Origin of the sequence: Aporhodopirellula aestuarii (assembly GCF_023701485.1) — a bacterium.
Lineage (GTDB): Bacteria > Planctomycetota > Planctomycetia > Pirellulales > Pirellulaceae > Rhodopirellula > Rhodopirellula aestuarii.
In genome coordinates, this window is record NZ_JAMQBK010000095.1 from 1 (window position 1) to 13,108 (window position 13,108).

Consider the following 13,108-nt stretch of genomic DNA (forward strand, 5'->3'; position numbering starts at 1 on the left):
TTTTAGCGGAACGGCGCGAGCGGGCTGTTGTTTTAGGCGTTTCGCAAAAATGAGTGAGCCGACAGCGCTAGCTGCGGGCCTCCAATGGGCACGTACTAGCCGTTAGGCCCGCGGCTAGCGCCGTCGGCTCACAAAAACAACAGCCCGCGAGCCGTCCGGTGTCGCATCATGTTTTAGTGTCGACAATCCACTATTCACGTTTGGATAGCTTGAATACTCAAACGTTAGCGTGGGCCTATTCGTTTCCCAAACGATGCAGCAAATCGACCAGCGCGTCGGGATTAAACTGGGCTCGCCGCTTGAGCTCCACCCCGAGGTAGTCGGGATAGATGAATTGCTTTCGCCCCGAAGGAAGGTCCGTGTCCAAACCGGTCAATTCAGTTTCGTGCAATTGACTAACGGTGGCCTTGACCGAATCGGATACGGATCCGTTGACACGTTGCAGCTCCTGCGTCATCACGTCCACGGCCCATACAGCCTGCCGAGCCGCGTCGTAGGTCAACAGGCGTGAACCGTCGGTTTCCGCGATCACTTTCAACGCCACGCGAGTCAATGATTCGTTGAACGCGCGGGTCTGAACGACATCAATCAATTTGTCGATCTCGTCAATGAGCTGACTTCCCACTTGGGAAACGGAATCCGCCGCTCCAAGAGGTTGCTCATCGAACGATCGTTCTAATGCTCTTTCCAAACGCTCGATCTTCTCATAGCTCACCTTTCCTCCGAGCCGGTAGGCGACGTCCAGCAGCACATTCTGCCATTCGTGCTGGCGAGGGCGTCCAGGAGTGCTTGGCTGCGACGAAGTCAAGTAGCGTTGTTGTCGCCTGCTTTCGGTTTGCAGCTCATGATGACAGGCGGCGCAATCATAGAGTGCATAGTCACCCCAATCATCCGTCTGCGCCAATTGAACCATCAACTGCACCGCTTTTCGGCGGGCCACGAGAGCCCCGATGAACACTTTGCGGGTATCCCAGTGAGTCTTTCCGGCCAACTCGGCATCGCGACCAACGACACCGGGATAGTTGATCTCGAAGTACGGCTCACGCGAAGAGTCTTCGCCGAGGTTTTCATACAACGTCGACGGCGATTGCCAGTGTTGCGGCATTTGTTCGCAAAACGTTTGCACCTCAACCGATGGCAATGGCGGGTGTCCCGCCGCGTACATCTGGTGCGTCACAAACATACCTCGCTCACGATTGCCCACATGACAATCGAGACACAGTGACGCTTGATTGGCCGTGTTGACCAAATCGGTCATGCCCGACGAACGTTTTGCCTCGGGTGAGGAAAGACGCCACGAGTCACTATCGAAATGCTTTTTCTGCCAAGCGACTTGCGTACCTTCCTGGTGGCAATACAAGCAATCGATGCCAATCGCGTTCTTGGTCAACACGCCTTCGCCTCGGGTTTCTTCACCGGTCACGCCCCCATGACACGTCAAACAAGCCTCTCGAAATTGGGCATATCCTTCCGGCGATTCCACAGCCCCCTCGCCCCACAACTTGTCACAGATACGTCGACTGAGAACATTACTCGTTCCGATCCACTCCTTGGGCACCTCAGTCAAACCGATTTGATTGGCGTCGAGCCGAATCCCTTTCCGGCGGTAAGCGGCAACGACCTCATCGGTGCGGGTTTGCATGCGATCGTACAGATCTAACAGGTCGGTCTCGAGATCTTTCTCGGCCAAAGGTTCCACGCGGCGACGGGCGATGGTGTGTTTGTCTTGACTGACCCAAGCGTCCATTTCTTGTCGACGACTGAACGCGTTGAGTTGACCGGATTGGCCCGACGCAATTTCCGCTAGTCCAGGGCCGTCGAAATGACATTGGATGCAGGCAGCTACCGCCGGCTCCGACACCCACGTCATGTACACAGGATCGCTCAGTCGCTGCTCGATCGAAGGCGCGTCCTGGGCGTTCACAACCGGAACCGAACTCAGCAAGATCCCGCCGAGCAGGAGTCCGCCGCAAACGGCAACGTTTACCGAACGCCATCGGCCAGCAAACTTCGAACATTGACGCGGATCAATCATCGTTAAACGGATCCGCTTCGTTCGCCCTTCTGAGACGGAGCTCTTCGAGCAGTTCTTGACGTGATTTAACGCGTGGTTTCGGGGCGGGTTCGTCATCACGTTGCGGCCGATTGTCCGGTTGCGGAGTTACGTTTTTCTCTGACTCTTCCGATCGTTCAGCACGCCGTTTCGCGATGTTTTCGTTGACGCGTCTGATCACCGACTGGAGTTCGCTATGTATCAGATTGATTTGATCACGATCGGTTTCCCATTCACTCAGGTCCGGCCGTTCGACAGGTCCGAGCCAAGCAGCGAGTTCAACCGCAACCATGGCGGCTTCCGACCGACTCATTGTTGATTTGGGCTCGTCACCAATCTCAGGAACGCGTTCCGCAAAATGAGGGGTGGTGGTCCGCTCCGCATAGCGTAATCCGGATCTCAATCGATTGGCAACTAAAAACGCGGGCCCCGATGCTCCGCTTGGCCATGCATTGCGAGCGGCTGCGGCAGCTAAATAATACTGGGCAGTCGATTCCCAACTGCTGTAGGTTTCCTCATTACCGGCGGCCATCGTGACCAGTTGAGCCAGTTCGCTTGCCTCAAATTCAAAACGTTCGACCGCATAAACTTGATCCACCCATTTGGCCAGCGCGGCTCGTGCGCCGACAGCAGTCGCAGCGACAACATCGGCATCAGCAACCGATTCGGAATGCAATGTGGACCGGAGTTGATCGATGGACGCCAACAAACTGAAATCGTCATCAACCGCGGCTCCGGTCCGCATCCGGTAATTGAGCATCCACCGTATCCCGATATCATTCCACGACGAAACCATCGGTCCGCCCGGGAATCGCCCCTCGGGTCGGTCAGGACGTCGTTCATTGGCGAAACCCAACGTGTGATGGCAGGCGGCACAGTCGTAGACAGCCAATTCAGGCCACTGACTCACTTTCATGCTGTTGTCGCGAACTTCCGACTGGGCGCGTTCGACGAGCAGCGAAAGCGAAGCGTCCATGGCTGCAATCTGCCCGGCGAGCCACAGCTGGGCTTCGTACCGCCAAGCCGCTCTTGCTTCGGTGTCCCGCCAATGCTTGGGCTGGCGATTGTGGTACGTGGTGAACTCATACCGCAGCGCCGGATGTCCTGCCGCGATCAAATCATGATTCATGTCACGATCTCGATCACCGACATGACACGTCGCACACATTCTTGCTCGCGTCAGCAAATCTTGTGCGTTCACGAACCCGTCGGCTACTGCGTACTCCGGATCAAAATGGTCTTGAAAGTGAGTTCCTATCCACCGCTCAGACGGACCATGACACGCCGAACAGCCGACGCCTTCACGCTTGAACGATGCGGATTCGTAATGGCGACTCGCATACGAAGCAGCGAATTCGCTACCTTGATGTGGGTCGTGATACCGTGGCGTCGAATTATGGCAGGCAAGACAATTGTCATACCCGGCCTGGTCAATGACCGCTCCTGAGTCGTCCAGGATTCTCAATCGCCGCATCATAGCGACGCTCTCATCGCTACAGAATGTTCGCCAACTTTGCGAATGAGGATCGTTCTCGACCCACAAGGGATACTCGTTCCCGCGCGACACTCGCGGCTGAACGACGGCGGGTCGTGGGCCGCCATGACAACTCGCCGAGGCACAAGACTGCGCCCCCACGATTTTTAAATCTTTGCGGAGCAGCGGGCTGTTCAGATGATCCAAATTGCGAGCGATGAAGTGATCTTGCGCCGAACACCGTCCTCCTCCCATGCCAATTACGAAAATCGCATTCAACGAAGCTACCGAAATCAGCAACAGTCGCCAAAACGTGTTTAGAGAAAATGCCATCGCCATAGTTCCTAGGAGAATTCCCGACGCTCAGGAGGTTTTTGTCGCATCGGCAAAACGTTCTGATGAACTCCTGCTAAGGTAGTTCGAACCCGCTATCTGGTTGCCGCAAAGACACCAGAATTCGCACAATCGCGCCAATTACCTCGTCCAGGGTGTTGGAACGCCCTCCTTTTCAAGATACAAATGTCTATTCAGGGACGGACGCTCAACTCAGAATAGTTGAATCGAGCATCGCCGCGTTCTTATCCCAAGATTTATCTGGCTCACTCAGTTGTTACTGCAACGAAATCAAATTCGACTTCACCTGCCGTTTGCGTTTCTCGCATTAGTTTTGGTGATAGGTTGTGCCGTCTGGTACGTCGTCGATTCCAGGAACGCCGAACAGTGGCTCGGCGGCGGAAGCACGGTCGGGTTGGCATGCGGCGTGATTGCCGCTGCGATCATCGCTTTCGAAATGCTGCTGTGGCCCCGCAAACTTCTGCGACGGCTGCGGCTTTTCCCAACGAAATATTGGTTAGCCGCGCACCTTTGGATCGGTTTGGCATCCTTTCCACTTGCCATCCTTCACTCGGGATTTCATTTAGGTGGCTTTCTACCCGCGACGCTGATGATCCTGTTCGCGCTCACCATTTTCAGTGGTGTCTACGGTTGGGCGATACAAAATATCTTGCCCAAATGGCTGCTGCGAAACTTACCTGCCGAGACGATCTACAGCCAAATCGATCATGTCGCCGAGCTCGCCGCCGAAGATGCCAAACGGATGCTGATCGCATCGTGTGGACAGCGCCGCACCATGCTCGACGTATCGCAACTCGACATGGAAGAGATGGATCTTTCGCTAACGCAAACGATCGTGATTGGTGCCGTTCGCCAAGCCGGAAAAGGCAGAACGTCGGGTCGAACCCTGCAGACCAAACTGGTGAACGACAGTCGAGACGACCGAGACCGACTCTGGACGGCCTTTGACAACATTGAGGATTTCCTCATCGAAGGGGGCACGGTGACCAGTCCCGTAACGGATCGCCGTGAGGCGTCGATTTGGTTCAACCGGCTACGAAAGGATTGCGGCGCAGACAGCCACGGCGTGATCGATGCACTGGAAGAACTTTGTGACCAACGACGGCAGTTTGACACGCAGGCCGTCGTTCACCGCTGGCTTCATGCGTGGCTACCTTTACATATCGGGCTGTCCGTTTCCGTCTCAGTTCTTTTAGTCGTCCACATCTGGACGGCGTTAAAGTACTGGTAGTCCTTCTTTTCGCGGAGATGACCCTTGAATTCGGTGCAAAGTCCCACGGGCAAACAACGCTCGCAACGGATTCAAATCGACTATTACAAGCGTCGAACCGGATTGGATCGATGGAGACGACTTTGCATCTTGCTGAGTCTTCTGTTTGCCGGCACGTATGCGATCTACCTCGTTTATTTCCTGTTAGCGGCTTCGAGTGCTTCGCCGATCAAGGTTTCTGCCGGTAGCCAGACGCTGGGACAGGTACTTCAACGACACTTCAATACCGGCCCCCTGTCGCTATCCCACGCGTCGTTCGAACGTGATTGTCATGTTTGCCACTCTGACTTCACACCGATGGATGCGAACGCTCCGTCGGATTGGCTTCCGCTGATCGGTGTCAATTCGGATGTGTCGCGGAAACACTTGGAAGATGCCTGTCAGAAGTGTCACTTCGCCGGCAATCACAACCGTGACCAAATGACGGCCCAGTTCGCCGCGAAAGACCAAAATTGTTCTTGGTGCCACCAACCGCACCAGGGCCGCGATTTTGATTTGACTCGCATATCACGAAAACGCTGTGCAACCTGTCATGACGATCTGACATCAGTCACCAACAACGCCCCGACGATTAACAAATCGGTGACCGCGTTTAACGAGGTCGATCACGGCGATTTCGCTTCGTTGAAAACAGGTGATGCGGGACGAATCCGATTCAGTCATGACCTGCACATGATGCCCGGACAGGTCGGTATCGACGCCAAGGGCGGAATGACTCTCGATCGTCTCTCACCGAGCGACCGCGTCCGCTACTCGTTAGAGAATCAAAAACCGACCGACTTGGTCCAACTGAATTGTCAAAGTTGTCACGAAATCGTCGGCCAAACCGTGATCGATGGGCTGGGGACGAATTTGAAATCGGTCGATATCGAGCTGCTCGGTCGCTCGATGACGCCGATCGACTTTGAAAAGCACTGCGTTGCCTGTCATGCCATCTCGCCCGGCGTTATCAGCTCGACAGACGATCCGCTGCGACTTCCCCATGCCGTGTCACCAACGGCGATGCGAACCCAGATTGCCGCAACGATCGACGGATCGAGAGCAACCGGCACGTCCCGCCAGCGACGAGACAATTCCAAGAAAACGCTTCCTCCAGGGATCGGCGAACCATCTTCGCATCAATCGGAATGGCGGGTCACCGACGAAGAAATTGCTGCAGCCGAGGAACTCGTTCGAAAGCAATGCCTAACGTGTCACTTCAGCGAATCGCTCGCCGACGACGCGATTTTGGCATCCACTTCGTCCAATACCACCGCAATGATTCCGACACGCTGGCTTCGGCGGGGCTTGTACGATCACGCAGCCCATCGCTTGATTGATTGTCGGTTTTGCCACGCGGACGCCTATCCCAAATCTCGCACGTTGCCACAGTCGGAACTCGTCACCGACGATCACGAAAAAGTACTCATCGCGGGCATCGAAAGTTGCCAGGGTTGTCACCGTCCTGCCGATACTCCCACGCCAGAGGAGTTGATCACGCGGACGTTAGAACTCGCTGGCACAACGACAGTTTTAAGCGAACAAAGTGCAGCGGACTTGATCGGGATGATGCCGACGTGGGCTTCGGACGAATGCATTTTGTGTCACCGCTATCACTCGCCGACGCCAAAGTCTCACACCGTTTCACCGCCGGTAACTTCGCAATCGGAGGCCTTCTAGTGCGTCGCTGGCTAGTCCTCCCGATCGTTGCGACTCTTCTCTCACCGCTTTCGTATGGTGACGAGAACGAACTCCCTCGCGATCGAGGCTTTACCGCAGTTGGCGCCGAGTCCTGTGCCACGTCCACATGTCACGGCGGCACGACCGTCAACGCACCTGCGTGGACCAAGTCGCTCTCGATGCATCGTGTCAACGATCCCCACGCGATGGCCGGTCTGCTGCTGCTCGATGACGACTCACGACGAATCGTCGCCAGACTCGATCCGAAATCTCAAACCTCAGAGACGGCGTATCACAACGTCTTGCGTACCCGATGCATCTCCTGTCATGCAACCGTCCAAGCGGAAGAGTGCGACCCGATCGGGGAAATTCCTCCTGCGATCATCGGTAATGGGGTCTCGTGCGAAACGTGTCACGGGGCAGCCAGCGGTTGGCTCGATCAACATGTTCAAACTTCATGGTCGACTCGGACGAATCGCACTCAAACCGGGTTCCGAGAAACCAAATCGATTCTGGATCGGGCGCAAAACTGTGTTCGCTGTCATATCGGTTCAAGAACAAAAGACGGATTGGTGCGCGACATGAATCATGATTTGATTGCGGCGGGTCACCCCGCCCTCCGTTTCGACCTGTTGATCTATCATCAAAACCTCCCCAAGCACTGGGATGCCAACACTGTCTCCGAACGAGAATTTGACGCTTCGTCCGTTCGGGTTCGCAATGTCGGACGTGCGATCGGATTGGCCGCCGCGGCGGCGCTGTCCGCGGAGCGTGCGAGCGCACACCTTCGCAACTCCCGTTCGGTTCCGTGGCCAGAACTCGCAGACTACGACTGTTTTGCATGTCATCAAGCCCTCACCACGGCGTCCTACAATTTACCCGCCCGTGATCTCAATCGTTCCCCTTTGCACATCAGCGATGGGTTGCCTGTCTGGAATGCGTGGTACTCTATTTCACAACTCGATTTCCGAGACTCCCCCGAATACCTCATTGCGCTGTCTCCCCATCGCAACGATCCCAAGAAATTGGAAACCGCTGGACGTAAGGTGGCTCGCTATTACTTAGCCAAAGCCGAGCAAGCGGGCAAACAACCACCTTCGCCCACCGCGTCGCTCGGCGAGATCACCGATTTATTGCGGCGCCGGCCACCTGTCGACTGGCACGAAGCGGCAATCGCCTATCTCCAAATCGAAGCCGTCGTCGACGATCTCTCTCGTCGCCGGCAAACCGTGGCTTTAGCCAAACAATTCGCCGCCAAATTACCTCAACTGCAAAAGCTATTGCGGTTTGACGCCAATGTCCCGTCGTCCGACGCGGGCTCAGCAAATTCCCCCTACAAATTCGACACCAAAGCCTTTCAACGCGAGGTCCTCGCGATGTTTGGGTCGTCACCCAGTGCCAAACAACCAGCCCCGCCAACTAGTCCTTCACCATGATTATCCCTGCATTGCACGAACGACAACATCAGCGTGGTTACCTGACGCGTTCTGATCTTGTGGAAATTGCTCAAGAGTGCAACGTCCCACTTTATCGAGTCAATGAGGTTGTTTCGTTTTTCCCGCACTTTCGGACATCGCCACCACCCAAGGTCGTCGTGGATGTCTGCCGAGACATGGCGTGCCATCTACGCGGCTCCGTTCCAATGGTCGAACAATTGTCGGCATGGGCGAAGAACCAGTTCGGAGACCACGTCGAAGTCCGCGGCGTCTCGTGCCTGGGACGATGTGATCGCGCCCCCGCCGCGATGATCAACGAAAAGTTGTACGCGTGCGTCAACGGTCGTCGTATCGAGGATGCCGTCCTTGCGGGTATCAACGATCGCAAAACGCCTTCCGATAGTGACTGGGACACTGCCAAGCCCAATCAAGGGAAGTGGGACATCGATCCCTATGGCGGCGAAGGCAAATATGACATCGTTCGTCGATACGTGACCAAGGGCGGAACCCCCGACGAAGTCATCGCGGCTCTCGAAAAAGCCGGCTTGCTCGGCATGGGTGGAGCGGGTGGACGTGCCTACCTCAAATGGTCTGACGTTCGCGAAGCGAAAGCCTCGAACAACCAAAAATATGTTGTCTGCAACGCGGACGAAAGTGAACCGGGCACCTTTAAAGACCGTGACATTCTGCTGGCGGCGCCCCACACCGTCATCGAGGGAATGATTCTGGCGGGGTTGGTTGTCGGGGCGAACCAAGGATGGATCTACGTCCGCCACGAATATCCCGAACAAATCGAACGATGCCGCGCCGAGATCAAGCGTGCCGAAGAACTCGGTGCTCTAGGCACCGGTATCTTTAACTCCAAGTCGAGCATGAAGCTCGAGGTGTTCCCCAGCCCTGGCGGGTACATCTGTGGTGAGCAAACCGCGTTGATCGAAGCGATGGAAAACAAGCGAGCCGAACCTAGAAACCGGCCTCCTGAATTGATGACCAACGGATTGCATGATCAACCAACGCTGCTCTCGAATGTTGAAACGTTCGCCTGGGTGCCAGCTATTCTTAAGGACTCCGGAGATTGGTTCGCGAGCCAAGGAGAGCGAACGGGGCCGATGACGCGAGACCTGGGCGAATCCATCAAAGGCAAACGGCTGTTTTCGATCAGCGGTGATGTGAAAAGACCGGGAGTGTACGAAGTCGCGACGGGCATCACGCTGGGTGAGTTAATCGACACGCACTGCCAGGGCATGTTGGATGGCCAAGCAATCGCCGCGGTGGCGCTCAGCGGTCCTTCAGGCGGGCTTCTACCAGCAAAGATTCCCATCGAGCACCTCAACAGGCGTGGCCTGGAAAACTGCATCGACAGTTCCGTCACCCACATCGATATCCGTGACCTGCCTCTCGACATCCAAGTCTCACGGGTCTTGGGTTACATGCTCGGAGCAGGAATCGTCGTTTACGGTGATAAGTGCGACTTACTGGCCGAAGCGGTCGCGAACAGCCGTTTCTACCGCAACGAGTCCTGCGGCAAGTGTGTTCCCTGCCGCCTCGGTTCGAAAAAGATCACCGACATGGGCGAACGGTTATTGGCGGCCGATGTCGATGCGAATGAACTCACGACGATGTACCCCGTTATCATGGAACTGTCCGCTGTCATGCAAGCCACCAGTATTTGTGGGCTCGGTCAAGTCGCAAGCAATCCGCTGCAATCCTTCTTAAAATACTTTCCACATCTGGCTGAAGATGCTTGCCGCAAACGATAAAAGGTCCTCGCGATGAATTCATCAGACACACCGAAACCGGATCCTTTTTCGTCAACCGGCATCGATCTTTCCATGGCGTTGCCGTCGCTGCTCAACACGGAAGTGCGGATTGACGACGAGGCTCTTTTTGCGCGCGACTTTGACGGGCACCTCGTTCGAGTCGAGAAGGTCACCGCGGCGGAGCTCGATGAAACGGTCACTTTGACGATTGATGGTACGCCCGTAACGGTTCCGGTTGCGGTCCCCAAAAGAGACTCCCAGGGCAAAGTACTGCGAGACAACGACGGCACTCCCATCCCCCGACCGACGACGATTTATGACGCGACCTCAACGGCATTTGTAACTCGCCCGGGCCAAGCTCACCCGATCCCAACCCTCTGTCACAAAGAACACTTGCCTCCAGTCGGAGTGTGCCGCGTCTGCATGGTCGAGGTCACGGAGATGACACGCCGGGGCTCACGCAGCAAATTGGTTCCATCCTGTGTCCAGCGTGTCACCGATGGGATGATCGTCAATACGGTAAGCAGCCGCAACGACACCGACGCGGCCGAACGGGTCCGTCGGGCCGCCTCGACAATCGTGGAGCTGTTGATTGCCGATCACGCCCCCAGCAAGGACGCTGCCTCGGAATCGGCGAAAATCAATAATGAGCTGGTGGACGTCGCCAATCGCTTAGGCGTTAAGCAATCGCGTTTCGAACCATCCAAGAGCTCGCGAGGGAAAGATCTCAGTAGCCAAATGATCGCCGTCAATCATGACGAGTGCATCCTTTGCAGCCGCTGTATCCGAGGATGCAGCGGTATTAAACTCAATCACGTCATTGGTAAATCCGGCAAAGGCTATGAAACCCAGATAGCCTTCGACTTGAACGATCCGATGGGACAAAGCTCATGTGTTTCGTGCGGGGAATGTGCTGTCAGTTGCCCGACCGGCGCGTTGCAGTTTCAACCCTCGTTTATTGAAACGCAAATCAAACGTGTCAAAGACGACCTGCTGGAAGATGGCAGCGACGGCGAGATCGTTACCGCAGACGACCTCGTCCAGTATCCTCTGTTCCAAGGCATTCCATACAAGTTTCTTCAGTTCAACGGGGCCGCTGTCGTTCGCCGCACGTTGACCCCTGGTCAGACGCTCTGCACCGAAGGCGAATATGGCTCGACAGCGTTCGTGATCTTGAGAGGCGAATTCGAAGTCTTTCTCAGCACCGCACGCGGGGCCGTACGTAATCGACGCGCCGACGGAATCTGGGGCTGGCTCGGTGGTCTCAAAACGGTCGTCGAAGCCGTTGGTGGACGGGCCCACTTGTCCGATCTTTCAGGAGTCGCGATCGATGAAGACCAACGGATTCTCGTCAACGCCGAAGACGTGATCCTGGGCGAGATGACATGCTTGAATCGCTACCCACGCTCAGCGACCGTGGTCGCAACCAAGCCTGCCGAAGTTCTCGAGATCAAACGCAATGTCCTCTACATGCTCCAGCGAAACGAGGTCAGTCGCGAGATACTCGACCACGTTTATCGAAAACGCTCGCTACAAAACCAATTGATGTCGTTGCCGATTCTGGAATCGTTGAGCCAGGAAGATCGCAAACGTGTTGCCGAAGCGCTTCGTGACCGCGTCGACCTGATCTCGGTCGATCCCGGTCAGGTAATCTTCCGTCAGGGTGATCCGGCGGACAATTATTACGTCACGCGGCTCGGTTTTGTCAAAATCACCCAACAGTTCAAAGGAGACGAGCGCGTCCTGAACTACCTTGCGCCGGGCAACGCCTTTGGTGAAATCGGTTTGCTGGGTGACCTCGGTCGCATGTTCGCCGAAGAACTGGGTACCGACATCCAACCGGGCGCCCGCACCGCGACTTGCACAGCGCTCGATCACGTTGAACTGATTCGAATCCGCGGAAAGCATTTCCGTGAGCTCGTTCGCAAATTTCCGACAATCCGAGCGTCGATGATTCAAACCGTTGGAGAACTTCTCAAACGAGATGTCCAGTCACGGCGACAACTTCAGGAAGTTCAAGCGGAAGACTTCTTGGAGCAGGGACTGTATTTAGCGCAAAGCCTGCTCGTGCTCGACCTCGAACGATGCACCCGTTGTGATGAGTGCACCAAAGCCTGCGCGGATACCCACGATGGAGTGACGCGTCTCGTTCGTGACGGCTTGCGATTTGACAAGTTTTTGGTCGCGAGCAGTTGTCGCTCGTGCATGGATCCGTATTGTCTCGTCGGCTGTCCCGTCGACGCCATTCACCGTAATGGTGACTCCCTCGAAATTGCGATCGAAGACTACTGTATCGGCTGCGGGCTGTGCGCCGACAACTGTCCCTACGGCAACATCAACATGCACGGGTTCCCCAAACAGGAAGTCGATGAAAAAGGCCGATTACAAACCGTGTATCAAACACGACGTGACGGCAGCAAAAAGGCGGTCGTCCAACAACGTGCGACGACATGCGATCTGTGCAGGAGCATTGATGGAACACCGAGCTGCGTCTACGCCTGCCCCCACGATGCCGCCTTCCGAATGACAGGCCCAGAACTTTACGAAATCACCTCACGTCAATCTCAGACGAAGTAGGTCGCAGGGAATTTTTCCGGAACAGCTGTTGTCAACGCTCACCTTGTCGATGAATGGGCAACCGCGGGCACAACTCGTAGCGATGGCCAAAACATGATCGCGATACGTATGATCGTTAACATTTAACCGATCCGGGCAAACTTCCGAGCCAACACCGACCCTGTGAATAAACATACGTCACCGCGTCTGTTAACTACTCGCCTGCCATAATCGAGAAATCGGCATCAGCGTTTGGCGTTAGGAATGGGTTAGCTGGCCAGCGTCACCTTTCACGTAGTTCGGTCTCTCCGAGACGCTGATTGTTTTAGTGCCTTTTTTAGCGGAACGGCGCAAGCCGTCCGGTCCCGAGTCACCGGACGGCTCGCGCCGTTCCGCTACATTTGAAATCCTTCAGTAATACAATCGACGTCCCCCGAGACCGAGATTTGCGGGCGTTATACGCTTTCAGATCGTCGAAGAGGCTCAGCTACGTGAGAGGCGAAAACCCAATATATCGGCCAGAAACTCGCGTTGTCCAGCGAGAGC

The 13,108-nt window shown here is 55.7% G+C and carries 7 protein-coding genes; 5 read left to right on the forward strand and 2 right to left on the reverse strand.

Annotated elements, in window-relative coordinates; genetic code table 11:
• Positions 1-235: 235 nt before the first annotated feature.
• Entirely contained in the window at positions 236-2,035 is a 1,800-nt protein-coding gene (locus tag NB063_RS28715; protein WP_250932579.1) for a cytochrome c family protein, read from the reverse strand.
• Positions 2,028-3,860 carry a hypothetical protein gene (locus NB063_RS28720; protein WP_250932582.1) on the reverse strand — a complete coding sequence of 611 codons (1,833 nt, stop codon included), beginning with the start codon at positions 3,858-3,860 and terminating at the stop codon, positions 2,028-2,030. Before NB063_RS28720 ends, NB063_RS28715 begins: the two co-directional genes overlap by 8 nt.
• Before the next feature lie 274 nt (positions 3,861-4,134).
• On the opposite strand from NB063_RS28720, the gene NB063_RS28725 reads away from it, so the two are divergent.
• From NB063_RS28725 to NB063_RS28745, 5 genes are read left to right on the forward strand one after another with little or no spacing between them, the layout of a single operon-like run.
• Entirely contained in the window at positions 4,135-5,112 is a 978-nt protein-coding gene (locus NB063_RS28725) for a hypothetical protein (RefSeq protein WP_250932584.1), read from the forward strand.
• 33 nt (positions 5,113-5,145) lie between these two features.
• Complete coding sequence (locus NB063_RS28730; RefSeq protein ID WP_250932629.1) at positions 5,146-6,810, forward strand: cytochrome c3 family protein; 1,665 nt, start codon at positions 5,146-5,148, stop codon at positions 6,808-6,810.
• Positions 6,810-8,246 (forward strand): cytochrome c family protein, encoded by a 1,437-nt coding sequence (locus tag NB063_RS28735; RefSeq protein ID WP_250932586.1) that lies wholly within the window; start codon positions 6,810-6,812, stop codon positions 8,244-8,246. Before NB063_RS28730 ends, NB063_RS28735 begins: the two co-directional genes overlap by 1 nt.
• Positions 8,243-10,006, forward strand: coding sequence for an NAD(P)H-dependent oxidoreductase subunit E (locus tag NB063_RS28740; protein ID WP_250932588.1), 1,764 nt, complete (start codon positions 8,243-8,245; stop codon positions 10,004-10,006). The genes NB063_RS28735 and NB063_RS28740 overlap by 4 nt, the downstream gene beginning before the upstream one ends.
• A 12-nt stretch (positions 10,007-10,018) precedes the next feature.
• Complete coding sequence (locus tag NB063_RS28745) at positions 10,019-12,583, forward strand: cyclic nucleotide-binding domain-containing protein (RefSeq protein ID WP_250932590.1); 2,565 nt, start codon at positions 10,019-10,021, stop codon at positions 12,581-12,583.
• Positions 12,584-13,108: the final 525 nt, after the last annotated feature.

Excerpts from the sequence above, each read along its gene's own strand:
- NB063_RS28745 (WP_250932590.1), top strand. The coding sequence starts at position 10,019 with ATGAATTCATCAGACACACCGAAACCGGATCCTTTTTCGTCAACCGGC.
- NB063_RS28715 (WP_250932579.1), bottom strand. The coding sequence starts at position 2,035 with ATGATTGATCCGCGTCAATGTTCGAAGTTTGCTGGCCGATGGCGTTCG.
- NB063_RS28740 (WP_250932588.1), top strand. The coding sequence starts at position 8,243 with ATGATTATCCCTGCATTGCACGAACGACAACATCAGCGTGGTTACCTG.
- NB063_RS28720 (WP_250932582.1), bottom strand. The coding sequence starts at position 3,860 with ATGGCATTTTCTCTAAACACGTTTTGGCGACTGTTGCTGATTTCGGTA.